The sequence below is a fragment of the Alcanivorax xiamenensis genome, assembly GCF_009846745.1.
GTDB lineage: Bacteria > Pseudomonadota > Gammaproteobacteria > Pseudomonadales > Alcanivoracaceae > Alloalcanivorax > Alloalcanivorax xiamenensis.
The window spans coordinates 30,560-56,598 of record NZ_AQPF01000016.1 but is presented as its reverse complement, the minus strand read 5'-3'; the positions used below and the strand labels follow the sequence as shown (position 1 = coordinate 56,598).

25 protein-coding genes are annotated in these 26,039 nt (G+C 63.1%); 10 read left to right on the top strand and 15 right to left on the bottom strand.

Annotated features, from left to right (window positions below):
- Window positions 1-4: 4 nt before the first annotated feature.
- From gpgF to A6D6_RS11585, 4 genes are all read right to left on the bottom strand, one after another.
- The gene (gene gpgF, locus A6D6_RS11600; RefSeq protein WP_236564087.1) at window positions 5-1,000 is read right to left on the bottom strand and encodes a glucosaminyl phosphatidylglycerol flippase; all 996 of its coding nucleotides are present in this window, start codon (window positions 998-1,000) and stop codon (window positions 5-7) included.
- Window positions 997-1,770, bottom strand: coding sequence for an N-acetylglucosaminyl phosphatidylglycerol deacetylase (gene gpgD, locus A6D6_RS11595; RefSeq protein ID WP_133490950.1), 774 nt, complete (start codon window positions 1,768-1,770; stop codon window positions 997-999). Before gpgD ends, gpgF begins: the two co-directional genes overlap by 4 nt.
- Complete coding sequence (gene gpgS / locus A6D6_RS11590) at window positions 1,754-2,884, bottom strand: N-acetylglucosaminyl phosphatidylglycerol synthase (protein WP_133490951.1); 1,131 nt, start codon at window positions 2,882-2,884, stop codon at window positions 1,754-1,756. The genes gpgD and gpgS overlap by 17 nt, the downstream gene beginning before the upstream one ends.
- A gap of 187 nt (window positions 2,885-3,071) precedes the next feature.
- On the bottom strand, window positions 3,072-3,833 hold the full coding sequence (locus A6D6_RS11585; RefSeq protein WP_159660811.1) for a M90 family metallopeptidase: 762 nt from the start codon (window positions 3,831-3,833) through the stop codon (window positions 3,072-3,074).
- Window positions 3,834-4,162: 329 nt separating this feature from the next.
- Here A6D6_RS11585 and A6D6_RS11580 point away from each other — a divergent pair, with 329 nt between their 5' ends.
- The 5 genes from A6D6_RS11580 to secD all read left to right on the top strand — a co-directional run bounded on the left by A6D6_RS11580 (window position 4,163) and on the right by secD (window position 9,165).
- On the top strand, window positions 4,163-4,618 hold the full coding sequence (locus A6D6_RS11580; protein ID WP_133490953.1) for a CopD family protein: 456 nt from the start codon (window positions 4,163-4,165) through the stop codon (window positions 4,616-4,618).
- Between the two features lie 247 nt (window positions 4,619-4,865).
- A complete protein-coding gene (locus tag A6D6_RS11575) occupies window positions 4,866-5,834 on the top strand; it encodes a DMT family transporter (RefSeq protein ID WP_133490954.1) in 969 nt (322 codons plus the stop codon).
- A complete protein-coding gene (locus tag A6D6_RS11570; protein ID WP_133490955.1) occupies window positions 5,831-6,073 on the top strand; it encodes a hypothetical protein in 243 nt (80 codons plus the stop codon). Before A6D6_RS11575 ends, A6D6_RS11570 begins: the two co-directional genes overlap by 4 nt.
- Window positions 6,074-6,220: 147 nt before the next feature.
- Window positions 6,221-6,607, top strand: coding sequence for a hypothetical protein (locus A6D6_RS11565; protein WP_159660810.1), 387 nt, complete (start codon window positions 6,221-6,223; stop codon window positions 6,605-6,607).
- Between the two features lie 74 nt (window positions 6,608-6,681).
- On the top strand, window positions 6,682-9,165 hold the full coding sequence (gene secD / locus A6D6_RS11560; protein WP_159660809.1) for a protein translocase subunit SecD: 2,484 nt from the start codon (window positions 6,682-6,684) through the stop codon (window positions 9,163-9,165).
- Window positions 9,166-9,333: 168 nt separating this feature from the next.
- On the opposite strand, the gene A6D6_RS11555 is transcribed toward secD, so the two are convergent.
- Window positions 9,334-9,597, bottom strand: coding sequence for an acyl-CoA-binding protein (locus tag A6D6_RS11555; RefSeq protein WP_133490957.1), 264 nt, complete (start codon window positions 9,595-9,597; stop codon window positions 9,334-9,336).
- 157 nt (window positions 9,598-9,754) lie between these two features.
- On the opposite strand from A6D6_RS11555, the gene A6D6_RS11550 reads away from it, so the two are divergent.
- The 3 genes from A6D6_RS11550 (at window position 9,755) to A6D6_RS22165 (ending at window position 13,161) form a co-directional block, all read left to right on the top strand.
- Complete coding sequence (locus A6D6_RS11550) at window positions 9,755-10,993, top strand: GAF domain-containing protein (protein ID WP_159660808.1); 1,239 nt, start codon at window positions 9,755-9,757, stop codon at window positions 10,991-10,993.
- A 145-nt stretch (window positions 10,994-11,138) separates the two neighbouring features.
- A complete protein-coding gene (locus A6D6_RS11545) occupies window positions 11,139-12,815 on the top strand; it encodes a hypothetical protein (protein ID WP_159660807.1) in 1,677 nt (558 codons plus the stop codon).
- 217 nt (window positions 12,816-13,032) lie between these two features.
- Complete coding sequence (locus A6D6_RS22165; RefSeq protein ID WP_369412877.1) at window positions 13,033-13,161, top strand: L,D-transpeptidase family protein; 129 nt, start codon at window positions 13,033-13,035, stop codon at window positions 13,159-13,161.
- Here the strand turns inward: A6D6_RS22165 and A6D6_RS11540 are convergent.
- The 7 genes from A6D6_RS11540 to A6D6_RS11510 form a co-directional block, all read right to left on the bottom strand.
- Window positions 13,152-13,817: a 1-acyl-sn-glycerol-3-phosphate acyltransferase gene (locus A6D6_RS11540; RefSeq protein WP_159660806.1), complete on the bottom strand. Its 666-nt coding sequence runs from the start codon at window positions 13,815-13,817 to the stop codon at window positions 13,152-13,154. The two genes, A6D6_RS22165 and A6D6_RS11540, sit on opposite strands and share 10 nt — an antisense overlap.
- A 4-nt stretch (window positions 13,818-13,821) precedes the next feature.
- Window positions 13,822-14,616, bottom strand: a complete 795-nt coding sequence (locus A6D6_RS11535) for a thioesterase family protein (RefSeq protein WP_133490961.1) — start codon at window positions 14,614-14,616, stop codon at window positions 13,822-13,824.
- A 245-nt stretch (window positions 14,617-14,861) separates the two neighbouring features.
- Window positions 14,862-17,360, bottom strand: coding sequence for an ATP-dependent helicase HrpB (gene hrpB / locus A6D6_RS11530; protein WP_159660805.1), 2,499 nt, complete (start codon window positions 17,358-17,360; stop codon window positions 14,862-14,864).
- A 43-nt stretch (window positions 17,361-17,403) separates the two neighbouring features.
- Window positions 17,404-18,282, bottom strand: coding sequence for a LysR family transcriptional regulator (locus A6D6_RS11525; RefSeq protein ID WP_133490963.1), 879 nt, complete (start codon window positions 18,280-18,282; stop codon window positions 17,404-17,406).
- Between the two features lie 99 nt (window positions 18,283-18,381).
- Window positions 18,382-19,218 (bottom strand): class I SAM-dependent methyltransferase, encoded by an 837-nt coding sequence (locus A6D6_RS11520; protein ID WP_133490964.1) that lies wholly within the window; start codon window positions 19,216-19,218, stop codon window positions 18,382-18,384.
- Window positions 19,219-19,719, bottom strand: coding sequence for a glutathione S-transferase family protein (locus A6D6_RS11515; RefSeq protein WP_201303773.1), 501 nt, complete (start codon window positions 19,717-19,719; stop codon window positions 19,219-19,221).
- A gap of 473 nt (window positions 19,720-20,192) precedes the next feature.
- Entirely contained in the window at window positions 20,193-21,764 is a 1,572-nt protein-coding gene (locus A6D6_RS11510) for a GMC oxidoreductase (RefSeq protein WP_159660804.1), read from the bottom strand.
- 201 nt (window positions 21,765-21,965) lie between these two features.
- Between A6D6_RS11510 and A6D6_RS11505 the strand changes: the two genes are divergently transcribed.
- On the top strand, window positions 21,966-22,190 hold the full coding sequence (locus A6D6_RS11505) for a hypothetical protein (protein WP_133490966.1): 225 nt from the start codon (window positions 21,966-21,968) through the stop codon (window positions 22,188-22,190).
- 307 nt (window positions 22,191-22,497) lie between these two features.
- Window positions 22,498-23,610: a hypothetical protein gene (locus tag A6D6_RS11500; protein ID WP_133490967.1), complete on the top strand. Its 1,113-nt coding sequence runs from the start codon at window positions 22,498-22,500 to the stop codon at window positions 23,608-23,610.
- Here A6D6_RS11500 and modC read toward each other — a convergent pair.
- From modC to modA, 3 genes are read right to left on the bottom strand one after another with little or no spacing between them, the layout of a single operon-like run.
- Complete coding sequence (gene modC / locus A6D6_RS11495) at window positions 23,588-24,634, bottom strand: molybdenum ABC transporter ATP-binding protein (RefSeq protein ID WP_133490968.1); 1,047 nt, start codon at window positions 24,632-24,634, stop codon at window positions 23,588-23,590. The genes A6D6_RS11500 and modC overlap by 23 nt on opposite strands.
- Window positions 24,631-25,308: a molybdate ABC transporter permease subunit gene (gene modB, locus A6D6_RS11490; RefSeq protein WP_159660803.1), complete on the bottom strand. Its 678-nt coding sequence runs from the start codon at window positions 25,306-25,308 to the stop codon at window positions 24,631-24,633. Before modB ends, modC begins: the two co-directional genes overlap by 4 nt.
- The gene (gene modA / locus A6D6_RS11485) at window positions 25,308-26,036 is read right to left on the bottom strand and encodes a molybdate ABC transporter substrate-binding protein (RefSeq protein ID WP_159660802.1); all 729 of its coding nucleotides are present in this window, start codon (window positions 26,034-26,036) and stop codon (window positions 25,308-25,310) included. Before modA ends, modB begins: the two co-directional genes overlap by 1 nt.
- Window positions 26,037-26,039: the final 3 nt, after the last annotated feature.

Sequence of the window (26,039 nt, the reverse complement as noted above, 5' to 3'; positions counted from 1 at the left end):
TAAATCAGCGCTCCCCGTGGCCAAGCATCGCCGTGGCTTCGCGGCCAGCCAGTGCCAGAAGACAGCCGCCACCGACCAGTAGATACAGATAAAAGGTCATGAACCGCCACACCAGCAACACCGTGGCGGTGGTCATGGTTCCCAGCCAGGGGGCCAGCAAAGCGGCACCGGCCACCTCCGCTCCGCCGGCGCCACCGGGTAGCAGAGTCAGGTAACCCGCCCCCATCGCCATCATCTGCACAAAAAAACCGTATACCCAATCCACATGCTTACCCAATGCCAGCACAGTGAGATAGATCACCGAATACCGCAGCAGCCAGTGCGTCAGGCACAGGCCGAACAGCGCCATCAAACGGCGGCGCGGCACTCGCAGGGTTTCCGCCATGCTCTGGCGAAAGCGCAGCAACGCGCGGGCCAGGGCACGCCGCCGCCGCAACGGCACCTGCCAGCGTTCCAGCCAGGGGTCGGTGAAGCGCAGGATATCACTGAACCGGTTCGCCACCGCCCAACACAGCAGCAGTGCCAGACCCAGCAATACCATCGGCAATGCCAGTTGCCACCAGCCCTCAAGATCCAGATAACGGCTCAGCCCGTACAGAGCCACCGTCGGCAGCAGTACCAGAAACACCACCAGGTCAGTGATCTGATCCACCGCGAACACCGCCGTGGCGGTGGCCGGTGTCACCTGATAACGACGCAATAGCGCCACCAGCGTAAAGGGCGCGCCACTGCCGCCGGGGGTGGCATTGAGCGCGCATTCAGTGGCCATCACCGTGGCGAGAGCACCGCCGTGGCCCAGGCCCTCGGCGCGATCCGCCAGCATAATGCGCAATCGCCAGGCATTGAGGTTCCAGCACAGGAAGATCATCGCCACCATCAGCAGCAACCAGGCCGCCGGAATATGCGTCAACCCATGAAAGGCACCCGCGCCCCCCAGCACCAGCGGCACCAGCGCCCCCAATCCCAGGGCCAGGAGCAACAGCCACCAGCGGCGCCTCACGGGGCCTCCCCGGTCAGTTCGTCAATCCATTGGGATTTGGTCAACGCCCGGCGACATCCGGCCAGCCGCTCAATGGCGGCGATCCAGGCGCGCCGTGAACGTGAATGGCGCATGTCCACTGGGTGCACCGCCAAGCGCAATACCGGTGAAGCATGATGCATCCACTCGCGCATCCGATTGACGCCCTGGAACAGCCCGCGCCGCCATGGTGATCGGGCTGACCACACCAGCGTTGGCGTCGGCAGAAACAGGTCGCTGGCGGGATAATGGAAACCGTCCCGATCCGTCCAATAAGCGAACCCGGCTTCGGCGATGGCGGCGCGTGAACCAGCGCTGGTCATCCAACCCGGAGGCACGAAGCCACGGGACCACCAACCGAGCTGATGAAACATCGCCAACCCCCGCTGTATTCGCACCGCCGCCGCTCGCCGGTCCAGGGCCGCGAACTCACCTTCATGCGTCAACAAACGCCGGCGCACCCAGTCCCCCGGCGTCGCCGGAGGGGGACTGTCGTCATGGTGGTAGTAGCCATGCAGTACCAGTTCGTCACCACGCCGGCGGCGCTGTTCCAGTGCCTGACAAAACCGCTTGTCCTCGATAAAGCCCCCGCCGCCATGGAAGTCCGGCACCACCAGCAAAGTCAGCGGAATCCGCGGGTGGCGCTCAAGGGCGCGCAGCAACGGCTGATAATCCGGCCAGGTGGCCGGACACACATCGTGCAGCGATAGCAGAAAGGCGCTGTCCGGCTGGTGGTCAGGTTTGTGGGCCATGGTGCTCCGATATCCGTGTTTCAGGACGGGCGCCAACCAGTCGCTGGTAATGGCGCACCAGACTGTCCACCACCTTGTCCCAACCGTGCTCCACCTCCACGTGGCGTCGCGCTCGCTCACCCATGGCTACCGGGTCAAGTTCCCCGAACAGGGCCCGCACCGCCGCCGCCATGGCCTCCCCGTCATGGGGCGGCACTCTTATTCCACACTCCTCCGGCACCACTTCCGGCAAGGCACCGCCATCGGCACAGATCACCGGGATTCCGGAGGCCATGGCCTCGAGCGCGACCAGCCCGAAGGTTTCCTGATCCCCGGCGTGCAGCAGCACATCCGACGACGCCAGCCAGGCCGCCACTTCCGTCGCCGGCAGAAACCCCTCGAATACCGTGGTGTTACCCGGTGCCTCCGGCTGCGCTCCGGTACCGATCAGCAACAGGTGATAACCGGAGCCCAGCTTCCGCATGGCATCGAACAACACTGGCAGATGCTTCTCCTGGGAGCCGCGACCGGCGAACACCAATAAACGCTCGTGTTCGCCGAGCCCCAGACGCGCCCGAGCCAACGGGTCGGCCCGGTTGGGATGAAAAACGTGAGCGTCCACGCCCAACGGCTGGATTTCCACATTGTGCAGACCACAGTCCCACAGCCGTTCGGCCATCACCCGGGACGGGCTGAGCACCAGATCGAAGCCGTCGTAAAGCTTTCTGACGTAGGCACGGGAGGCCCCGTCCAGTATCGGACTGATGCGGTTGTGCAGAAGCGTGATCAAATCGGAGTGGTAAAAGGCCACCGCCGGCACGTCCAGCAAGCGCGCTGCCTGGCGGGCCGACCAGGCCGGTGTGTAGGGGTCGCCGGCCTCTATCAGGTCCGGTTGCAGGCCGGCGATAATATGACTCCACAGCCCGACCCGGGTGGGAAAGCGGAAACCCGGCGCCATTGGCAGGTTGAGCGCCGGCAGTTGAATCAAATCACCCTGCAGCACTGTCTCCGCCCCCGGGTACACCACCTTGTGTTCGATGTCCCTGGCCAACAGTCCCTTGCGCTTGCTGTCCACATAGGTGTGTACCCCGCCGCTGGACTGCGCGTAAAACAACGTGGTATCGACGACTCTCAAGCGTGACTCCTTTCTCTCGCCTGTAATGAGCGCCCCGGGACCGGACCGGTTTGTGACCCGGTAATGACCCGGGGGTTTCAATATTGTGATAGGGCTAACGGCGCGGCCGTTCAATAGAAAAGGAGGAAAAATTTCACAGGCCCGCGAATTCCCTGGGGTCGCGGTGGTAAAGGGTTGTAAAACGGGGTCAGCGGCCGCGCAGCGGGTCCTGCCGGTAGAACAGAGTCAACTGGCCATAGACCTCCGGCAGGATCTGTTCGAGGGGCTCCGGCGTTTCGAAAAAACTTTCCGTGATGACCGCGAAAAACTCTCCCGGATCCTGCAGGGCGTAGGGATCGAGAAAGGGCTCCCCCTCCCGCTCGGCGTTTTCCAGCGCGCTCCAGGCGCGAGTGAAGGTGTCGTGCCAGACCCGGGCGTCCATGCCGTGATGCAGTGGCGGCGCGCCGTTGGCCGCGCCATTGCGCATATCCAGTTTGTGCGCCATCTCGTGCAGCACCACATTGAAGCCCGGCTCCGACGCCGCCGCCTGCACATCCTGCCAGGACAGCAGCACCGGTCCCCGGTCCCAGGCTTCCCCGGCCAGCACCCTCCCCTCACTGTGAACGATGCCGAACTCGTCCATCTCGTCGCCGGGCGTGACAAAGGCGTCCTCGTAGACAATCACCGTGTACCAGCCGTCGTACCAGTCCAGGTCCAGCCCCATGATCATCACCACCGCCATGGTGGCGATCTTCAGTTGCATGGCCGGCGTCACCTGGAAATCACCGCCGCCCCGAAACTCCTTGCGCAGCAGGAAGCGCAGCGTCTGTTGGAACAATCGCTCGCGCCGCTCCCCCTGGTAACGTCGCGCTGGTGCCCAATCAGCAATGGCGTGCTCCCATTGTTCCCGGGTCACCGGCAAACGGGCCAAACGTCGGTTTTCCAACCACAGACGGGTACGGTCGAACATGCGAGGTCCAGCAGGCAGAACAGGATCGCGCGGCAGCGCTCAGGCAGCTTGCCCCGTTCCCACGACACGTACAAGCATGGAACGATTGCAGGCTGTTTCAGAGCGCCGGCACGCCGATTCGCTGGCAAGCCGGCTTCCCACAGCGGCTTCGTGGATTGTTCCGTGGGAGGCCGGCTTGCCAGCGAATCGGTCTGGCCTGTTGCAAGGCAGCGGTTCATGAGCAGCGATTGTGGTGCTGCCCTCTCCGCCTCCTGCTACACTTCGTTCCTGCGTCCATACTGACGATTGTTCCGCTTTTATCCCTGGGAGAGAAAACGATGGTGTTGTCCATGGCCGTGCCTTTAGTGCTGCATATACTGGCGGCGGTGATTTGGGTCGGCGGCATGTTTTTCGCCTACATGGCTTTGCGCCCCGCCATGGGTGCCACTCTGGATCCGGAGTCCCGGCCACGCTTGTGGCTGCACACACTGGACCGTTTTTTCCACTGGGTATGGGGTTGCGTGGCGGTGTTGTTGATCACTGGCCTGTGGATGGTGTTCGGTGTCTATGGAGGTATGGGTTCCACTGGCGCCTATGTGCATACCATGCTGGCGCTGGGCCTGGTAATGATGGCGCTGTTCGCCCACGTTTACTTTGCTCCGTTCCGCCGTCTGCGCCAGGCGGTGACAGTGCGTCACAACGCAGACGCCGCCTTTCAGATAGGACAGATCCGGCGCATTGTCGGCATCAACCTGCTGCTGGGGCTGCTGGTGATCAGCATCGCCGCCGCCGGCCCCTATTTCTAAGAGCCTGTTCACGATCTTTACGCCACCGCGTTGCTGCTGGAAAACTCCCGGAGGGCCGGGCCCCACTTACTTTAGGTGGAGAGTCCACCAGGAGAGAAGGGAACTCCGGCGCGGCGGCGTAAAGATCGTCAACAGGCTCTAAGTATCCAGCGATCCCACGGCCCGGCCCGTGGCCGGTGAAGCCGCCATGCCGCCGTGCTAGAATCCGCATCGCCGTGCAAGGCGGCCCCACACTTGTAGCGGAGTTATGGTCCTTCCCAGTTCGACCAAATCGGATCTTCTGCTGGTCTGCGTGACCTTGTTGGCGGCAGTCAGTTGGATGTTCTCCAAGGAGGCGGTGTTGCTGATGCCGCCTCTTCTGTTCATGTGCCTGCGTTTTCTGCTGGCCGGCCTGATTCTGGCTTTGGTGGGACAGCGGCAATTGCGCCGCATGAATCGGGATCAGTACTGGCGCAGCGTCCAGGTAGGCATGGTGTTCGGCACCGCCATGAGTTTCTGGATCATGGGACTGCACTACGGCAACCATGTCGGTGAAGGCGCTTTCATCACCAGTCTTGGTGTAGTGCTGGTCCCGGTAATGGCGCGCCTGGTGTTCAAGGAGCAGCCACCGCTGAGTACCTGGCTGGCGCTGCCGGTGGCGGTGTGCGGGCTGGCGCTGCTATCTCTGGACGGTGGCTTCCAGGCCGAGTTGGGGCAGCTGTTCTTTCTCGCCTCGGCGACGATTTTCGCGTTGTTTTTCACCCTCAACACCCGCGCCGCCAATAACGCCACCATCACCGGCGCCGGTGGCCGGATCACCACCCGCGAACGGGTACCGGCACTGGCGCTGACCTCCGTGGTGTTGGGCACGGTGGGGCTGGTCACCGGCACCGCCTCCCTGCTGCTGGAGCCCTGGAGTCCCACTTTCCATTCCGGCGAACTGGGCCTGGTGATCGCGGCCTGGGTGGTTGCCAGTGCCACCCTGGGCACCGCCGCGCGGTTCTTTCTGCAGACCTACGCACAGAGCCTGTCCATGCACAGCCATGGTGTGGTGATCATGATCCTGGAACCAATGTGGACCGCGCTGCTGGCGGCATTCTGGTTCGGCGAAACCATGAACGCCACCCAACTGAGCGGCTGCGCGATGATCTTTCTGGCGCTGCTGGTCAACCGCTGGGGCGCGATACGGCGGGTGCTCAAACGCTGGATCGATCAACGCCGGGCGGCACGCGCGTGATCCCGGATCGCGGCGGTCCACTGCTGCTCCTGGCGGTGATCAGCCTGCTGCTGTTCGCACCGTTGGGGCCGGTGGTCTGGTGGTGGGCGCGGAAGGACTTGGATGCCATGGCGGCCGGCCGCGTGGACCCAGTGGGGCGCCCCTTCACATTGTGGGCCCGTGGGGTGTCGATGGCCGCCACCCTGCTGTTGGCGATGATGTTGATCGGGATATTGACTGCTTTATTTTCAATGAGATAGCATCTTTTTTTAATCTCAAATCAAGATCAAGAAGGTCCATTTTTCAACGCCTCCGTTGAAGCCGCTACCCGCCGCCCCCATCTGCTGGCGCTACTGTTTTTAATTAAGCCGGTTTGACCGTCAATCCACCATCGCCGGAAACCTCACTTGGTCGCTCTGTCGTCACGCAGCCTTCGCTCCCACCGTCGGGCACCGACAGGGAGTCTGCTCGCCCATCTGCTATGGGTGCTGATGCTGCTTGCCGCACCGCATTCCGGTCAGGCGTCTGGTACCGCCAAAGTCGGACCGCACACCCGGCCCCTCGACGGTGCCGCTCAACTGGCTCTGCCCTCCGGCTACCAGGTCCGTGGCGATACTTTCGCCGCTGATCACCACGACAACGGCGGTAACGCAGCGCTACTACCGTGGCTGCCGTCGGTGCCGCCGGCATCGTCCCGCCCTGGCCCGCTTCCTCCGCACCACCCCCTGGCGGTGGCTGTCGAGCACCACCGACCACAGGCTCCCCGCGCCCCACCCGCGTTCTCCATGCTCTGACGCCAAGAACACCGCCACAAGGTGGCGCCTTCGGGCGCGCGCCCGGCGGAGAGTGGTTTTAATGGAGAACGAACTTGAACCGATTTCGCTTACGGGCGACGGCCTATGCCCTCGTCATTCTGCTTGGTGTGCTCGCCGCACTGCCGAGTATCCTGCCACCGACGTCGTTGCAATGGGCGCCGGACTGGTATCGTCAACACCACCTGTCCCTGGGGTTGGACCTCCAGGGCGGCTCCCATGTGCTGCTGAAAGTCGAACAGGGACCACTGCTGGCCGAGAAAACCCGCAAGATCGCTCAGGAGCTGAGCCAGCGCCTGGACCGCAACGGTATTCAACATGGCCGCCCGGTCGTCGACGCTGATCATGTACGCCTGGCCATTCGCCCGGCTGCCGCCATGGAAGCCGCCGAGCGGCTGGCCGCGGACATCCGGGACAATCAGGGCCGCCGCCAACTCGCCGTGACTCACGATGGTCTGTTTCTGCTGTTACGGCCTTCTTCCAGTCTGTCGCAACAGGTGGTCAGCGATGCGGTGGAACGCAGCCTGGATGTAGTGCGCCGCCGCATTGATGAAACCGGCGTGGTGGAACCCCGGGTCACCCGCCAGGGCGACGATGCCATTCTGGTGCAACTGCCCGGCGTTACCGATCCGGAACGCATCACCGCCCTGCTCGGCCGCACCGCGCGCCTGACCTTCCACCTGGTCGCCGATGGCAGCGGCCCGGATCGTACCCTGGCGCTACCGGGAGCGGAGGACGGCCGGCGCTACCAGGTCGAGGCCACGCCTTTACTGGACGGCGGACAGCTGGCCGACGCCCGCCTGGGCTTCGACAGCCGTACTCATCAGCCGGTGGTGAATTTCACTCTGGACAGCGACGGTGGCCGCCTGTTCGGCGACATTACCACCCACAACGTGGGCCGGCCCTTCGCGGTGGTGCTGGACGGCGAGGTCATCACCGCGCCGGTGATCCGGACTCCGATCACCGCCGGTCGCGGTGAAATCAGCGGCAACTTCACCCCACAGCAGGCCGGTGACCTGGCCATGTTACTACGCGCCGGCTCCCTGCCCGCCCCGTTGCAAGTGGTGGAGCAACGCACGGTGGGCGCGGAACTCGGCGGCGACACCATCCGCATGGGCGTGATCAGCGGCGCCCTCGGCGCGGCCCTGGTGCTGGTGTTCATGATCTCGATCTATCGCCGCTGGGGCGTGATCGCCAACACCGCCCTGGCCATCAACGTGCTGCTGGTACTGGGCTTGCTGGCCAGTTTTGGCGCCACCCTGACGCTGCCGGGCATCGCCGGTCTGATCCTTGGCATCGGCATGGCGGTGGACGCCAATATCCTGATCAATGAACGCATCCGCGAGGAAACCGAGAAAGGCAAGAACGCCATGGCGGCCCTGCGCGCCGGCTTCCAGCGTGCCTTCGCCACCATCGTCGACGCCAATATCACCACGCTGATCGCCGTCGGGCTGCTGTTCGGTTTCGGCAGCGGTCCGGTGCGCGGCTTCGCCGTGACCATGGCGGTGGGTCTGCTGGTGTCGATGTTCACTTCGGTGTCGGTGACCCGGCTGCTGATGGAGTGGCGGCTGCGACGGCGGCAGCGGCAACCGCTGGCGCTGCCGGAGATCCCCGGGTTTCAGCGCCTGCGGCAACGCCAGCGGCCGATCCAGTTCATGCGCGTGAAGGCGTTGGGCATCGTGCTGTCGGTGCTGCTCTCGGCACTGTCCCTTGGCGCTCTGGTCTGGCCGGGACTGAACCAGGGCATCGATTTCCTCGGCGGCACCGCCATGGAAGTTCAGGTGCCGGCGTCACTGCCGGAGAATACTCTGCGTCAGGCATTGCGGGACGCCGGCCTCACCGACGCGGCGTTGCAGCCGTTCGCCAATGACGGCCATTTCCTGGTGCGGATGCCCGCCAGCGACGAGGGTAACGCCAGGGTGGAAACGGCGAAGACGGCGATCACCCGATTGGACGCCGGCAGCCGTTTTCCACGGGTGGATATGGTCGGCCCGGCGGTCAGCGGTGGCTTCATTGAAGCCAGCATCCTGGCGGTGCTACTGGCCGGGGCGGGCATGTTCGCCTACCTGCGGCTGCGCTTCGAACGGCATTTCGCCTGGGCGGCACTGATCACTCTGCTGCTGGACGTGAGCAAGACACTGGGGTTCTTTGTGCTGACCGGGGTGGAATTCAACCTCACCGCCATCGCCGCCCTGCTGACGCTGATCGGTTACTCGGTGAACGACAAAGTGGTGGTGTTCGATCGCATCCGTGAAAACCAGAAGCTCAATCCGGATCAGCCGTTGGAGACGCTCATCAACGTCAGTCTGACCCAGGTGCTGACCCGCACTTTGTTCACCTCCGCCACCACCTTCCTGGCCCTGCTGCCGATGGGGTTGCTGGGTGGCGGCGCGGTGGCCAGCTTCGCCCTGCCGGTGCTGTTCGGCATTGTTGTCGGCACCACCTCTTCCATGTACATCGCCGCGCCCATGGCGATGTTCCTGGAGCGCTGGCGGCCGACGCAACGGGCAGACACGGAGGCGCTGGCGGAACGACCCTGAGCCCCTCGCGGTTCGTGGATCAGTGGTGTCCCGGAATTCACAGGCACGCTCCATTCGCGGCCAAGGCCGCTTCCCACGGAAGGCACTACCAAGCCGCTGTGGGAAGCTGCTTTAGCAGCGAAGGCGGCGGTGGGCTTACCCACCGACCGCCACGTTGGCGTCCGGCTCTCAACCGTGACTCTTCAGCAACGCTTCCACCTTACTGATGTAGTTTTGCCGCGCGCTGTCCTGGTCCATGCCCTTGAGCCTGGCCCAAGCGTCGTACTTGGCGCGCCCCACCATATCCAGCATGCCCGGCCGCTTGCCGGTCACGTCACCGACACTGCCCTGCTTGAAATGGGCGTACAGATACAACAGGTCATCGTTGCCCGGCTTGCGTGACAGGGTCTGTACGTCCTTGCGGGCCTGTTCAAATTGCTCTTCATACGCCATTATTCGTACCTTCAGGTTGTGTTACCCATTTATCATTAGTCCGTTGCCCGGCGCGCTATCATGCCCCGGTTCGGCAAATAGTGTCCGCACCCACCAACGGAAGCAACCGGGCAAGCGACCACATAATAAGCAGCAACGTCAAAGAACGGGGGACTCCATGGCCACTGACAGCACTCAGACGCGATCTCTGGAAGCGGAACAGGAACGCGCCCTGAAACGCGCGCTGGGCACTCTCTGGGTACGGTTTCCCGGATCCCTGGAAGACGATTACATCGTCTACGCGGAACGCCGCGCCACCCAGTTGATCCGGCGATCGGTGTACATCCTGCTGGCGATTTTCCTGATCGTGGTGGTGCCGGTCTCGTTGCTGGTGAAGGACCCTTCGCTGAGCCGTTGGCAGGCCCTCGGCGTTTATCCCATTGCCTGTTCCCTGGTGTTGCTGCTGGCGGCGATCCATATCCGAGCGGTACAACGCCTGGTGGCCACATTGATCGGACTGGCGCTGATGATCTCACTGTCCGGCACCCTGATCGGCGCGATCCATCTGCAGGACCACTTCCTCGGCCAGGTGGCGGCGTTTGAAACCGTTTATGTGCTGATCATTGGTTTCTCGATCCTGCGGTTGCCGCCCACCCGCACCCTGTTCTGGTCCCTCGGTGCCCTGATCATCGCCCTGGCCGTGGCCCTTTATCAGGATTGGCGCATTACACCAATCTCACTGCTGCTGTACTACGGTTTCCCGCTTCTGGTATGCGCCTTGAACGGCTACATGCTCGACGCCAGTGCCCGCGGCAACTTCGCCAACATGTTGCTGCGCAACGCCGAGTCACAACGGCTGCGACGCTGGCGCGACAATGCCGACCGGGAAGCGCGGCGGCAGCGTCTGCTGAATGAATTCACCGCCCATATCGCCGGCAATCCGCGGGTCACCGAGCTGCTCGACAAGACCTTGGCGTTTCTGATCGAAAACACTCCGGCGGTGGCCGGCGCCGGCTACCGATTGGAGGACGACGGCCTGCACCTGGAAGCGGCGCGTGGGCTCGGCCAGACGGCGCGGGAGCAGTCCCACATCAAAAGCGACGGTTTCCTCGCCTCGGCCCTGGAGATTCAGGGCGCCTCGGTGCGCCACGAAGTACCCGGTGGCTACATGGATCTGGAAACCGGCCACAGCCAGATCCGCCCCGGCGAGGTACTGTTCCTGCCGATCCGGCAGGGCGAACACACCCTTGGCATCCTGGAACTGGCTTCCCTGGAGCCGTTCGACGAACACGTGCGTTCCGCCTGTGACGCCATCGCCACGCCACTGGGTTACGCCATGATCGCGGCCCTCGGCCGGGAGTCCTTCATCCGCCGCGCCAGAGAGAAACAGGGAGGGTACGAGAGCTTTGTAGGCTAGCGAATACTGTGCTCTGTTTCTTTCACTTTGGTGATCCTTCCCCCTATGAAAATGACATTGAATCTTATTTACAAATAAGCAAAAATGGAAATCGCAATGAAATACATTTCACTGCAAGGAAACATGAGCCAAACAAGGAGTAAAAATGGAATTTAGTAAAGGAATATCCTCATTCATGTTAGCCGGTTCTCTTCTTCTTTCTTCGGGGAACGCCATTTCAGACAATTACGCTGAACATAATACTGAAAGATCGTCGTGGTTTTACTCTCAAGCAAAGAAGGTGGAGAAGAAATTTAAGGATTGGGTAGAGGATTCTATCAACGAAGCGTTTGAAAAAGGGGCCTTAACCCTATTAGGGGAATCATTGGCCAACACTTTTGGTAAAAAGATTCTATCAAGTCTTTCAGGGCTAATATCTGTCGGCCCTTTCATCTCGTTCGATGGGATGATCAGTTTAACTGGAAGTTCAGGCGAAGCTCGCCTTGCCAGAAAAATTGAGATAATGACAAGGCTTATCCTTGATGCCATTGACGCATCAAAAGAAGAAATCATTAATTCAGTTGAGCAGCAATTTCAAGATGAAACCATGGCCCGCCTGAACACCATAATTCGAGATTATGGAATATACAACTCACGATCTGAAGAAGGCAGAAAAAGCGACTACCGGTTACTTCAAAACCTTATAAGTGACGCCAATTACGTATTAGAGAGGATGGAAATAAAGACTGACAAGTCTTTAGAAAACCTCCACAGCTATATGAATATAGCCAGCATACAAATGCTCATGCAGAGGGAATACACCCACTGGCTATACGTTAATGAAATTAATCCCAACGCGACGGAAGAAGAGATACAAGAAGAGACACAAAAGGTACTCAAAACCCAACTTGACTATGTAGTCACATATATCACAGAAAGCGCGGTTGGCGATATCGAATACTGGCGAAATGACTTTAGATCTCAATTCCCAACCTACGATACGGTAACGGGCTATGCGGATTCCCGAGAATATGATGCCCCAATGGACGAGCCGAGCTGGAGATTCTTTATATCCAGAGACAGTTTATACAACACCGGCTGGCAGGGTTATGCTCACTATTATTCTTACCCTATGGGGGATGGTCGCATACGAATCGGCACCATCCTGCACTCCATTTTCGAGGGGGACATACAGCTACCTAACCATCCTGACTCGTATGCCTGCAACTATTATGATGCAGCCGGAAAACTTATTGCGACTGAGAACAAAAGCGTTACTTGGATAGCGACTAAAGACCCCAAGACTTTATGCATCCCTAGAGCAGAGGACATAAAAACAGCCATTGATCGACATAGGGAAGACGAGGACTCTTTTGAACATTACATAATCGACGGATATCTGCCGGTACAGCAGATGATTGACACATGGTGGGACATGACGGGGAACCAACGGTCAAGACGGCTTTCTTCTGTAGATAACTACGTTTATTCTGCAGCGCAGAAATACTCCGATCTGTCGGTCAACATCCAAGATGTCGAAAATGGTAAAGGCAAGATCAGAATTAACAACTTCGGGCAAGCAGATACAGGGCGTGTAATTTTGAGATTTTCGGCGAATGGTAAATTTTTCATCACGGGATTAGAGCTTGATGATGGAACTCTCATTCAATTGCCCTATACCTGCACATCACAATCGCAATGCATACTCCCCATACTTAACGCTGAAAGCCAATTTCATGTACTTTTCAGTTACGGTAGCAGCACGACTACGTTTAACGCATCGGTGAAGTCATCCACAAAGGAATTGGGAATGGAGAACAACTACGCATCCGAAGAAATCTAGGTGCTTTGTTATGGCGCCGCGAAAGCGGCGCCATTCAGCTTTGATGTTAAACTAACGCAAAATGAATCAGGGATGATCTCATACGTCGCTCCTTAATCTTATAGCGGTCGTTCTCTTGTCGTAGGCTTTTTCGGGCTCACGCTGTACGGTATTTCCCACCCACTGTCGCTGCACATCTCCTACTTCGACGCCCGCGACCAGGCAGCGGCCAAGGGCAATGGACTGGCTTGGAGGTTTACATCACCATTGGGACTGGACCGACGGGTGCATCGCCGTCACCAATGAGGAAATCAGGGAGGTCTTGCCAGGAGTCCCCGACGGCACGCCGATCACGATTCATTGGTAAGGAGATCCGCCTCCTGCCCGCCACTGCCGGCGGCGCTTGAGCGGCGCCGACAGCCTTTCCGGATGGCGCGGCTCGACGTCGTCCAGCAAGGCGTAGATCGCTTCCAGATCCTTCTCCACATCGCCGGTGGGCCAGAACGCGTCCAGAATCCGCGCTTCCTTGCGCCGATAGCAGAACGTCACCACGATGATCGGCAATTCCAGCCCCAGGGCGATTCGATAGAAGCCGGTCTTCCATTCCCGCGCCCCGGTGCGAGTGCCTTCCGGCGTGATGCCGAGCCAGAATGGGTCGCCAGCGGCCAATAATCTCTGCGTTTCTTCCACCAACCCGCCAGCGCGGCCCCGGTGCACCGGAATGCCCCCCAGCGCCTTGAGCAATACGCCGGTGGGGCCCCGGAACAAGGTGTGCTTGGCCATGAAACGGATGTCCAGGCGCAGGCTCTGGATCGCGCTGATGCCCACCAGTCCATCGTAATTGGAAGTGTGCGGAGCGGCGATCATCACCGCCCGGGATATGTCCGGCAAACGCCCAACCACTTTCCAACCGATGGCACGGAGAACCCAGCGGCCCAGCAGCGCCATCATGGCGCTGCCGCGACGTGGCACCCGAGCGCCCAGATCCGCCGGATGTAGAGGAGGCAATTCAAGCCCGCTCATGGAATCAGCCAAACACCACGATGGTCTGGCGGCTGAACGCCACCGGACGGCCTTCGCCATCCCAGATCACCGAGCGATTCTGACCGTAGCCATCGGCGAAGCTATCGGTGTGCACGGTGTACAACCAATGATCGGTCCAGGGCAGCTCGGCCGGATCCTCCAGGAACTCCATGATCCAGGTCATGGAGCTGGACGGCACGCGCTTGGTCAGCATCGGAATCACCGACGGCGGCCAGACGTCCACCAGGCAGGCCAGGCTGGCGGCATCCTGGCGCTCCGGGCGTTCACGGAAGCTCATGTAGCCTTCGAAGTCCGGCTTATCGCTACCGGAATAAGGAAACTGACCGGCCACCGGGCGCATTTCGAACTCGCGCAGAAAGTCCGGCGAGACACCTTCCATGAACGGAATGGCGTGATACTTTTCCGCGGGGTTCCAGTCCGGCGCCGCCGGCCCCTGAACCCGGATGGAAGAGTCGCGGGCGTGCCCCAGGCTGGCCAGCATGGTGCTCACCACCTGCCCTTCCTGACGGGCGGTAACCTGCATCTGGGTCACGGATTTACCACTGCGCAGGATTTCCGCGTTCAACGCCAGCGGCCCCGGAACAGCGGGACCGACAAAAGTCAGAGCGAAAGAACGCAAAGGCGGAGGCTCCGGCAGTTCCCGCGCCAGATACGCCTGCATATGACGGATCAGGATGGCCCCCATCAAGCCACCAAAGGTGGCACGGCCCTGCCCCCAACCCTCGGGCAGAATCATTTCATTGGCTTCAGCCGCAACCATAATGGAATCAAATTTCATATTTCGCTCCCTCCGAGAGCGGCTATTGATAGCAGAGGGCGTGTTCCAGGGAAAGGGCCGAAACGATCACACTGCGGGATGCGTGGTCAATCAGGCTAATAGCGACACGGAAGGGACACCGGCGGCACCTCTAATAAGCTGTTCGCTGCCCAGGCAGCTTCCCACAGAGAGCACTACGGAGCCGCTGAGGGAAGCTGCCTGGGCAGCGAATCGGCGCTGTCGGCGGCATGTTACCCGCAAACGTGTTACCCCCGCCCCATGCCTTTCTTGGTCCGCGCCGTCGCCTCCGCGTGCAGCGGGTCCTCCGGCCAAGGGTGTTTGGGATAACGGCCGCGCAATTCCTTGCGGACCTCAGCGTACCCCTCCCGCCAGAAACGGTGGAGATCCCCGGTGATGGCCGCCGGGCGTCCGGCCGGGGTCAACAGCGAAGCGGTCAGCGGCAGTTGCCCATCGGCCAGGGACGGCAGCGCTTCCATACCGAAGCATTCCTGCAGTTTCACTTCCAGGCGCGGGCCGCCCTCGGGGAGATAATCGATCATCACGTCACGCCCCGACGCCACCGTGCAGCGTTCCGGCAACCACTGATCCAACCGCGCCTGCCGTTCGTGACCAAGCCACAGTGATAAGGCTTGCCCTAACAGCAGGTCACGCAGATCCCGCAAACTTCGGCGGCCAGCGAGAAACGGCAGCAACCAGTCCTCCAGCGTATCCAGCAGCGCCCCATCGTCCGCCGCCGGCCACTCTTGCGGGCGTAGCCGATGCATCCAGTTCACCCGTGCTTGCCACTGGCGCCAGCGGGGTTCCCATGGCAGCACCGACAGCCCCCGCTGACGGATACCGGCCAGCAAACCCTGCTCGATCAGCGCCGGCGATGGCGAGGGCAGCGGCCGCTGCTCAATCACCAACTGACCCAGGGCGCGTATCCGCTCGGCCACGACCCGCCCGCGCTGCTCGTCCCATCCCACCCGTTCGCTCCATGGAGCCTGCTCCAAGACCCTGACCAGCGCGTCCCCGTCCAATCCCCAAGCCAGCCGGATACGGCCCTCCTTGGGATCGCCGTCGGTGTCCAGCACCACCAGCCATTCATGTGCCGCCAGCGCCGAGCCCGGTGGCAGACGGGCGCCAGAGCCGTCAGCGAGAAGGTAACGAGAGCCGTCAGCCAGGGCACGACGGGCGCCATCAGCGACGGCATTACGACCCGTGCCTTGCTCTCGCCGGCGGGCCAGGCCGTCCGGAAAGGCCTCCGCCAGCACCCGCCCCAGCAGAAGGGCATCGGCTTCCTCCCGATCCGCCCGCACTCCGCGCAAACGCCGCAATGCTTTACGCAGTAACGGCCAATCCCCTGGGCGGGCTCGATAACGTTGCCAGCGCCGTTGCAAATCCACTTCCCGGTCCAGCCCGGCCGGCGCGTCCTGAATCAGCAACGCCAGTACCGCCGCGCTTTCCGAGCAGCCGTATTGATCACCCCGCGCCACCAGAGCCCCCTGCTCCGGGTCCATTGGCAGTTCCGCCAGCGCCCGCCCCAGTTCGCTGAGCGCGCCCTTCTCATCGAGCGCGCCCAACCGTTTCAGCCGCGCCCTCGCCGCCCGCCAGGGCCCCGCCGGCGGCGGCGTCAGCCAGAACAATTCACCGGGGTCGCGGCACCCCCAACGGGCCAGATCCAGCACCAGACCGTCCAGCGCCACCTGGCTGGTCTCCGCCTCAATATGCCGGGCCAGTACTTCCTCCCGGGACCACAACCGCAGGCACTGGCCCGGCCCAAGCCGCCCGGCGCGCCCGGCACGCTGGTCAGCGTTAGCCAGGCTGATACGGCGGGTGGTCAGGCGGCTGCGATGACGCCGTGGATCGTATTGCGGGCTGCGCTGCAAACCGCTGTCCACCACCGTGGTGACACCGTCCAGCGTGACACTGGTCTCCGCCACATTGGTGGCGAGCACCACTCTCGGGCTCTGACTGGCGCGCAATACCCGCTGCTGCTCATCGCCATCGAGGCGCCCATGCAAAATCTCCACCGCACAGCCCAGGCCAACCAGCGCCTCGCTCAGACGCCGGATTTCCCCGACGCCGGGCAAGAACACCAGTACCGTGCCCTGGCCCGCCATCTCACGCACGCAATCGGCACAATGATCCAGCCAGTGACGATCCCGCGTCGGCGCCCGATAGTGCACCGTCACCGGGTACTGCCGCCCCTCACTGCGCACCACCGGCAGTGCCAGCCCCTGGCCCAGCGGTTCCGCATCCAGGGTCGCCGACATCACCAGCAAACGCAGGTCCTCACGCAATGCCTGACGCACTTCCTGCACCAGGGCCAGCCCCAGATCCGCCTGTAGGGAACGCTCGTGGAATTCGTCGAACAGCACCGCCGCGTAATGCTCCAGCACCGGATCCTCATGCAGCATACGGGTGAGCACACCTTCGGTGACCACTTCAATCACCGTGTCCTTGCCCACGCGGCTGTCCAGCCGGGTGCGATAGCCCACCCGCTGGCCCACCGGCTGATCCAGCCGCGATGCCATGTAGGCCGCCACCGAGCGTGCCGCCACCCGCCGCGGCTCCAGCATCAGAATACGGCGCCCCTGACGCCAGCCGGCGTCCAGCAGAGCCAGCGGCACGCGGGTGGATTTACCGGCTCCCGGCGGCGCTTCCAGCACGGCGCCGCCATGCTGTTTCAGGGCATCGAGCAGGTCCGGCAGAACCTCGTCCACCGGCAGGGAATCGCAGGGGATAAAAGCATTCGTGGTCATGGCGCGTCATGATACAGACGCACCCGTCCGGCGGGCAGCCCTGTCAATGCACGGGCGCGCCGTCCACCAGAGCGCTGACCACATTCAGCAAGGGGTCGTCCGCCCGATCCGCGCGATGGGCGAATACCAGGCGCACTGGGGGGCCCGCTTCACAGAGCACGGTCACTCCGTCCTGCCGCCGTGCCTCATCGGTGCCGCCTTCATGCACCAGGCCCAACCCGGCACCGGCGGCGACCAGGCCCCGGGTCATGCTTTCCTTGTCGACCCGGATGATGCGCGGCGGTCGGATGCCGTGCCGCCGGAACAGCGCTTCCGCCGCCCGGCCGCAGCCGCTATCGGTGCCGGGACAAATCCACGGTAACGTCTCCAGACGCCGCCAGTCGAGCGGCCCCGGTGTCACCCAATCCGACGGCGCCACCAACTGAATGCTGAAGCGGGCCAGTTCCCAGGCGATCAGGCCTTCCTCCGCCGGCCCGGCGCGGTGATAAAAAGCCGCGTCCAGGGCTCCTCGCTGCAGCGCTTCGGCGAGGTCCCGGGAAGCACCGTATTCCAGCGCCACGTCCACATCGGGATGATGGCGCGCCAATTCGGTCAGCAAACGCCGTAACGGTGCCGGCTGAATATTATGGCCAGCACCCAGCCGCAACCGGCCCGCCGGCCCGCCGCGCAGGCGGGCGGCTTGTCGCAACAGGTCCTGGCGGGCCGCCAGCACCACTTCCGCCCTGGTCAGCAGGATTTCACCGTCGGCGGTGAGGTTCATGCCCCGGGGGGTACGTTGGAACAGGGTCAGTGACAGGGATTGTTCCAGGGCCTGAACGCGGGCGCTGATCGCCGGCTGGCTCAGGCACAGACGGCGGGAGGCGCGGGTGATGGAGCCTTCCCGGGCCACCGTCACGAATACGGTCAGTTGCTGCAGATCCATTCGCTCTTTATCCGGTCGCTCTTTATCCGACCGATTGGGCTTTCGGCCAGTTCCGCATCATGGCCCGAATCGGATAGCGTTGAGAAGCCCGCCGGGCCTTCAGCGCCGTCCGCTGACCAGGTGGACCCGCGCGCCCATCCATACTTCGCCGTTGCTCACATGGGCGCGGAACCGCTCCGTCAGCCGTTCCCGGGCGGTCTGGCGCTGGGCCTCATCCGCCTCCGCCAGCCGCTCCGAGATGGCGAAACTGGACAAGGCGAAATCCGCCGCCGGTTCCGGCGCCAGTCCGCCCCCTACCGGCAACCGCCCGCGCCATTCCTCCACGTGCAGGCCACTGAAACCGGCGGCCGCCAGCAACGCCAGCAACGGATCGGGATCGCCGTACCGAAACGGTCCCGGCGCTCGCCAGTCCGGCTCCGGCAGATTCATCACCGCGGCCACCTCACGGCGCGCTCCGTCCATCCACAGATTGTCATCCGCCGGTCCCCAGACCGCGAAAGTGAAACCGCCGCCGGGTGTCAGCCAGTCCGCCAATCGCGCGAACGCCGCCGCCGGCTCAGCGAAGAACATAATGCCAAAGCGGGACACCAGTTGATCAAACCGGGGGAAGGGAAGATCGACAACGGTGACATCGGACTGCTCGAAGAGCACCGGAGCGGCCGCGGCGGCCGCACGCTCACGGGCACTGGCCACCAGTTCCGGGGCGATATCGAAACCATAAACCTGGCTGCCGGCGGCCGCCCGTGCCGCGATGGCCAGGCTGGTGCCACCTCCTCCGGAACCGATATCGGCGATACGGCCGGGCCGGCTCAGATCCATGGCGTCCAGCAAGGGTCTGTCCACCGGTTTGAGCATGGCTTCGATGGCCCCCAACTGAGCCTGCCATTTACCGCCTCGCCCATTGGCCCAATCCCGGGATTGCAATGCATCGCTCATTCACTTCCCCTGCTTTTTCTGCCCGAAACCCGGGAGTGTGCCGACGCCGACCCACGCCATCCAATCGTTTTTACCGAGGGCCACCCCCGGCAAAACGAATACCCCCTTGTCCCGAGCCCGGCGGCGTTGGCTACGAAGCGGCTTCCCCCGCGGTGCCGCCCGCACCGCCGGAGTCGGCTGCGGATAATCCGGACGCCGGTGCGGCCGCTCGGCGAGATACCCTCCCGCGGTCTCCGCTAATGCCCTGTTGAATAACGGTGCCAGGCCGGCATGGAATTCACAGGTGACAAATTTGAACCGTTCCCGCAATCGCACCCGCTCCCAGGTAGCGGCCGGCGATGCCAGCCCCTGCTCTGGTCGCGGATCCGCCAGGTACCGGACTATCAGTGCGCCTTCGGTCAGCACCCGCCCATCGTCCAGTTCCAGGGCGGCAACATAGCCCTTCGGATTGATGGTGAGAAAGTCGCGGCCGTCGGCGGTTTTCTTGGTGCGGATATCCACCAGAATCCGTTCACTCGTGCAATACGATATGCGGCGACAAGGAGCAGGTACGCGGGGCGTCATACAGCTTCGTCGGGATCTCCATCTACAGGGCGCATGGCTTCGTAGAGGGGAATACTGGAGCATGCCCGCGCCATGCGGGCCCATCCGGACACGATCCGTGCACTGGTCGATGACAGCCACGGCCTGCGCTGTGGACGTCTCCGCCTGGGCCGCTTTCCTTCGGTCATCTCGACGCTATCGAGGTGGTTTCCCAGGAAGGCACTGATGAACTCGCCCGCCGCGCCACCGCGCCGGGCATCACGCTGGCGACGCAGCCGTTCATTCTCGCCACGGGCGGCTGCAAGGTGAACAGGCACAGCCTGTCTGCTCGGCACGGGGAGAAACGTTGCCGGCGGCACAGGCACTCCGGGAGCATCTGGCCGCCGCGATCCGAGCCGCGCCCCCGTCATCAGTAACGGCGCGGTGAAGAATTACCCTGGCATGCGCGTGGCGGCGTACTCGGCCAGGGCGGCGATGGTCTTGGACGGGTTCAATCCCAGCGCGCGGGGCACCATGGCGCCGTCCACCACATACAGGCCGGGATAGTGGAATACCGCGCCGGTGTGGTCCACCACCCCCTGCTTGGGGTCGTCGGCCATGCCGCAGCCTCCCAGTGGATGGGGGGTCACCAGATTCTTGAACCACTTCCAGGTGGCCGGCGTCATGCCCCGGCCGCCGGTGGCTTCAGTCAACGCCAGGTGGCGGTCGGCCAGCGCCTGCACCGCTTTTTGCGCCTTGCGGTAATCCCATTTCAGCCGCAGCCGGTCCTTTTTCCAGGGCGCGTACCAGCGCCGTCCCAGACGGAAGCGGCCGCCGGGATCGTCCACCGCCTGGCCGAACCACGGCATCATACGCAGAAACGGGTTACTGTCCTCGCCATATTCAAGCATGGCCGTGGCCAGGCGGGTGCGTGCCAGACGCGGGTGCCGGGCGGTGTGTTCCAGCAGATTACCCAGCAAGTCCGGCAGGCCGCCGTCCTCCACCAGGTAGCGAGCGCCGTTGTCGCTGCCATCCAGGTAATCGATGGCGCTGGTGATGGTGGGGCCGCGAGTCGGCGCGATCTCGCGATCGGCATAGAGCGCCGGCGTGAAGAAGTCGCCGTTACAACTCCAGTTGCGTCCCAGTACCCGGCTCAACTTCGGCAAGGTGCGGTACTGATCACGGCAACGCAACAGCAACTCGGTGGAACCGACACTGCCAGCGGCGACGATCACCCGGCCGGCGCGATAGCGGCGCCAGGCACCGGCCAGCAGATCACGCACGCCCACCTCGTAGCGGCCGTCTTCCAGCGGCCGTATCCAGCGCACGTGGTGCAACGGGCGAATATCGGCACCGTGCTGCTCCGCCCGTGCCAGATAGTTCAGGTCCAGAGTGTTCTTGGCGTTCACCGGACACCCCAGATCACAGTTGCCGCAATGCACGCAGGTGCCTTGCTCGCGGCCGTGGGCATTGGTCCAGGTTTTGCTGTGGCGATAGTCGTAAGCGTCATCGAGGCCGGCATGCCAGTCCGGATCGAACTGGATCGCCTGCGGCACCACTTTGAAGCGGCCACCGTGACCGAGCTTCTCCGCCGCCTCGTGCATCAGGCGGGTGCGCGGCGTCCACTGATTGTCCGGCAGCGACTGCACCCCCATCATTTGGCCGACGGTGTGGTAATGGCGGCTCAATTGCGGGAAACGAATGGCTTCCGGCCAGCCCTGTTCGAACATCTCCGGGCGAGCATCCAGGCTGACGTTGGCATAGATCAGCGAGCCGCCGCCCACGCCCGCGCCCATGGCGATGCTCATGTCACCGAAGTAGCGGAAGTCGAGCCAACCGTTCTGATGTTCGGGTTCGTCCTCATCCCATAGCCAGTTGTCCTGGCTGACACTGGGGTAGTCCCGTGACTGCCAGCGGCGCCCCCGCTCCAGCACCACTACCCGTTCCCCTCGTTCCGCCAGCCGGCAGGCCATCACCGACCCACCGAACCCACTGCCGATAATCAGTGTCGCCACTGTTTCCATGGCGCTTCCCCCCTGCTCCGTTCCCAACCCGGACCGCCGCAAAAGCCGCGCGACCGTGTCGCGCCCCCAGGCAATGACAAAGAGTCCGTTTTATTCCCTATGCTTTTCAAACACTTGCATGATGGATTGAAAGTAAATTCCTGTCCATCCGCGGTGCTATGTATTATCCTTCGCGCATCTCAGCCCCGCCAGCTTTTCATCATGGAACAGATCGATTTCGTCGACCAGCAGCAGAACCTCCCGACCACTCCGAAACGGGCACCGCGCATGCGCCGTACCGGTTCAGTGCGGGCCGGACACCGACGCCTCACCGCCGACATTCCCGCGGATCTGCACAAGCGCCTGAAGATGCAGGCCCTGCGCGAGGATCGTTCGGTTACCGATCTGATCGTTCACGCGGCGGAATATTATTTGCGGAAGGTCTAAACAGGGTCGCGTCCCATGGCACATGGGCCCCTGTAATTCGCTGGCACGCTTACACGCAAGCACGCTTGCACGCTAAATCCAAAACCCAGTAGCCAGTCCTGAAAACATGCTGGCCCACCCTTCACTTGTTAAGCAATCAGCCCTTTCCGCATGGCTACTGGGCTGGCAAGCATGGCGTGCTTGCGTGCTTGCGTGTCCTATGCCAGCGCCTTATCCCCGCCTTCACCAAACCGTCAACAATCCGTCACCGATCCGTCCTTGCTCATTCCTTAGCCTGCCGTGGAATCGGACAAGCGGAGGGACAATCATGGACGCGGATCTCTTTGTACTCGCCCTGGCGGTGCTGTTCGCCTTGAGCTACCGGCTACTGTTCCGTGCTCTGCCCCGGGAGCGCTGGCAATTCGTTGCCTGCCTGCCGTTGGCGAAAAACCGGGACGGCACCTGGCGCACGCTGAATCTCACCTATTATGGACTGTTCACCGGTCTGGCCGGCGGCTTTGGCGTCGCCGCGTTCGTGTTGCTCACCGCCGCTTCCGGCGTCCCGCTGGGCATTTCACTGGGACTGACCGCCGGAATCCTGGCAATCTGTCTGCCGGCGGCCAAGCTGATCGCCACGGTGGTGGAAAAGAATCGCCACGGCTTTACCGTGGGGGGCGCCAGTTTCGTCGGTATCCTGCTGGCGCCGCTGCTGCTCTGGGGTGCCGATGAAGTGTCCCGGCAATGGTGGCAAGAGCCGTTGCCGGTGATGCCACTGCTGGCCGCCATGACCATCGCCTATGTGCTTGGCGAAGGTATCGGCCGGCTCGCCTGTATCAGCTTCGGCTGCTGTTACGGGAAATCCCTGGAGCACGCGCCGGCCTGGGCCCGGCGTTGTTTCGCCGGCTTGCACCATGTCTTTCACGGCTTCACCAAGAAGATCGCCTTCGCCGGGAACATGGAAGCGGTGCGGGTCATTCCGATCCAGGCCCTCACCTGCGTGTTCCACACCCTGCTGGCCTTAGCGGGCATGGCCTTGTACTTCCACGGACTCTATGCCATCGCCTTCGCTCTGACACTGACCGGCGGACAATCGTGGCGGGTGTACTCGGAGTTTTTACGGGCGGATTTCCGTGGCGGCAAGCGCTTTACGGTTTACCAGACCATGGCCAGCCTGGCGGCGCTCTACGGCCTGCTGATCAGCGCGCTGCTACCGGGCGGCGACACTGTTGTGCCGGTATTGAGCGCCGGTCTGACCACCCTGTGGCAGCCGGGTATGATTCTCTGCCTGCAGTTAGTGACGGTGGGCATGTTCCTGTTTTCCGGCACCAGCACCATCACCACCGGGGAGCTGCGCTTCGGGCTGGCGCCGGACTGGCGCGGACAGGCCGGTTGCGATAGCGAGGCCGAGCCGCCCCTGGCTACACCAGCGCGGCGGCCTTGATCTGGGCATGGACCCGGCTCCCCGGAGCCAGTCGCAGCCGGTCCCGGGAATAGCTGGACAGACGCGCCAGCAACCACTGCTGTTCACATCGCAGCCGCACCAGACACTGCCCCTCGGGCAGTGTCCGTACATCGTCGACAATGGCCGGCAGGATATTCAGCACGCTGGAATCGCTGGCCGGCGACAACGTCAAACTCACGTCCCGCGCCGCCACCCGCAGACGCGGTGTGTCACCGCCGGGCCCGGAGGCCGGCACTCTCATCTCGCTGGCACCCAGCGCCAATACCAACAGATGATGCTCCGGTTCATAACGCAGATGCCGGGTGCGCAGCACCACCGCCGCGTCCCGGTGCTCCGCCAGCGGTGAGCCGGGGCCAGCCAGCACATCGTTGACCTCGCCCTGCGCCGCCAGGGCACCGTCGCGCAACCACCAGAGGTGCTCCCCCAATGTCAGAACCTCGTCCAAATGGTGGCTGACATACAGAACCGGAATGGTCTTCGCTACTTGGCCAATCACCGCCATCAGCGTCTGACGCCGGGCCTGATCCAGGGCCGCCAGAGGCTCATCCAGCAGCAGCAACCGTGGCGCGCTCAACAGCGCCCGTCCCAACGCCACACGGCTGGCCTCGCCACCGGAAAGCCCCTGTACCCGGCGCGACAGCAACGGCGCCAAGGACAGCAGTTCCAGGACTTCTTCCCAACGCTCAGCCGACACCGGTGCCCGCCGCGCGGCGTAGCGGAGATTGCCGATGACGTCCAGGTGTGGAAACAGCGCGGGTTTTTGCAACATCAGGCCCACCGGCCGGCGATGGGCCAGCAGCGTTCCGGCACGACCCTGCCAACGTTCACCGTCGAATTCAATCCGTCCCTGGCAAGGCTCAAGACCCGCCACCGCCCGCAACAGGCTGCTTTTGCCGGCCCCGGACTCTCCGAACAGGATGGTCACGCCACGCTCCGGCAACGTCCCCTGCACGGAAAGCTCAAAAGCGCCGCGACGAAGGGCGATATCCAGGCACAGACTCATAGCGGCCCCCGCGCCTTCTTCTGCCAGCGGAACACCGCCCACAGCAGCGCCAGCGACATCACCACCAGCATCAGCGCCAAACGCTGGGCACTGGCGTAATCCCCGGCCTCCACATGCTCATACAGCGCCACCGAGGCGACCCGGGTCTCGCCGGCAATGCTGCCGCCGATCATCAGCACCACCCCGAACTCTCCCAGGGTATGGGCGAAGCCGAGCACCGCGGCGGACAGGTAACCCGGGCGCGCCAATGGCAGCACCACGGAGAAGAAGCGGTCGAGAGGACTGGCGCCGGCGGCGGCGGCCATGTCCAGAACGTCGTTATCGATGGCGGCGAACGCGTTCTTTAACGGCTGCAGCACGAACGGCAGTGAATAGACCACGGAACCGATCACCAGACCGGCGAAGGAGAACGCCAATCCCGGCTGATTCAGCAAGGGACCAAGCCAGCCGCCGGGACCATCCGGACCAAGAAACAGCAGCAGATAAAAGCCCAGCACCGTGGGTGGCAGCACCAGCGGCAACGCCAGCAGCGATTCCAGCAGGGCCTGACCGGGACGGAAACGCCGGGCCAGCCACCAGGCCAGCGGTGTGCACAGCAGCAACAGGATAACGGTGGTGATCAGAGCCAGTTTGACACTCACCCATAATGCCAGAGCGTCACCGGCCGCCAGCATCAAGGCGTCTCCAAGCGATACCCGGCCGCGTCGATCCGTTGCCGGGCGGCGTCACTGAACAGGAAATCATAGAAAGCGCGGGCCGCGGGCCGGTCATCCAGCAGCACCGCCTGTTGGCGAATAGCCGGATAGGACTCCATCGGCGGCAACCAGAGACTGCCGCCGGCGTCCTTTACCTGGGACAGGGCCACGAATCCGGCCCGGGCGGCGCCGCTTTGGATGAACTGAAAGGTCTGCCCCACGTTCTCGCCACGCACCAGAGTGACGAACTCCGGCAACGCCATGGTGGCCAGCACCGCCTCGGCGGCAGCCCCGTAAGGCGCGGTACGGGCGTTGGCCAGCGCCAGCGGCGTCAGTTCGCCGCCCCGCAGTGCTTCCGGTCCCAGAGTCAGCCCCGGCTCCCGGCTCCACAGTGCCAGCACGCCCAGCGCATAGGTACGGCGGCTGCCGGCGACAATGCCCTGCTGCTGCTCCAATTGACGCGGGCGGGCCTCATCGGCGGCGAGGAACAAGTCCAGCGGCGCGCCCTGCCGTATCTGTGCATAAAGCTTGCCGGTGGAGCCCACGCTGACGGCCACCTCGGCCCCGGTGTGCCGGGATTGGTAATCCGCCACCAGCTGCCGCATGGGACCGGCGAAATTGGCGGCCACCGCCACCCGCACCGGCGCTTCCGGCCACGCCAGTAGCGGAAGCACCATCAGCAAAGCACAGCAGGCGAAGCGGACCATGCC

Coding starts and splice junctions, on each gene's coding strand:
- gpgD (WP_133490950.1), bottom strand. CDS start 1,770: ATGGCCCACAAACCTGACCACCAGCCGGACAGCGCCTTTCTGCTATCG.
- A6D6_RS11555 (WP_133490957.1), bottom strand. CDS start 9,597: ATGGCGTATGAAGAGCAATTTGAACAGGCCCGCAAGGACGTACAGACC.
- A6D6_RS11575 (WP_133490954.1), top strand. CDS start 4,866: ATGGTCCTTCCCAGTTCGACCAAATCGGATCTTCTGCTGGTCTGCGTG.
- A6D6_RS22165 (WP_369412877.1), top strand. CDS start 13,033: ATGGACTGGCTTGGAGGTTTACATCACCATTGGGACTGGACCGACGGG.
- A6D6_RS11550 (WP_159660808.1), top strand. CDS start 9,755: ATGGCCACTGACAGCACTCAGACGCGATCTCTGGAAGCGGAACAGGAA.
- A6D6_RS11540 (WP_159660806.1), bottom strand. CDS start 13,817: ATGAGCGGGCTTGAATTGCCTCCTCTACATCCGGCGGATCTGGGCGCT.
- A6D6_RS11585 (WP_159660811.1), bottom strand. CDS start 3,833: ATGTTCGACCGTACCCGTCTGTGGTTGGAAAACCGACGTTTGGCCCGT.
- A6D6_RS11545 (WP_159660807.1), top strand. CDS start 11,139: ATGGAATTTAGTAAAGGAATATCCTCATTCATGTTAGCCGGTTCTCTT.
- modA (WP_159660802.1), bottom strand. CDS start 26,036: ATGGTCCGCTTCGCCTGCTGTGCTTTGCTGATGGTGCTTCCGCTACTG.
- A6D6_RS11520 (WP_133490964.1), bottom strand. CDS start 19,218: ATGAGCGATGCATTGCAATCCCGGGATTGGGCCAATGGGCGAGGCGGT.
- modB (WP_159660803.1), bottom strand. CDS start 25,308: ATGCTGGCGGCCGGTGACGCTCTGGCATTATGGGTGAGTGTCAAACTG.
- A6D6_RS11510 (WP_159660804.1), bottom strand. CDS start 21,764: ATGGAAACAGTGGCGACACTGATTATCGGCAGTGGGTTCGGTGGGTCG.
- A6D6_RS11500 (WP_133490967.1), top strand. CDS start 22,498: ATGGACGCGGATCTCTTTGTACTCGCCCTGGCGGTGCTGTTCGCCTTG.
- A6D6_RS11525 (WP_133490963.1), bottom strand. CDS start 18,282: ATGGATCTGCAGCAACTGACCGTATTCGTGACGGTGGCCCGGGAAGGC.
- A6D6_RS11535 (WP_133490961.1), bottom strand. CDS start 14,616: ATGAAATTTGATTCCATTATGGTTGCGGCTGAAGCCAATGAAATGATT.
- A6D6_RS11505 (WP_133490966.1), top strand. CDS start 21,966: ATGGAACAGATCGATTTCGTCGACCAGCAGCAGAACCTCCCGACCACT.
- hrpB (WP_159660805.1), bottom strand. CDS start 17,360: ATGACCACGAATGCTTTTATCCCCTGCGATTCCCTGCCGGTGGACGAG.
- modC (WP_133490968.1), bottom strand. CDS start 24,634: ATGAGTCTGTGCCTGGATATCGCCCTTCGTCGCGGCGCTTTTGAGCTT.
- A6D6_RS11580 (WP_133490953.1), top strand. CDS start 4,163: ATGGCCGTGCCTTTAGTGCTGCATATACTGGCGGCGGTGATTTGGGTC.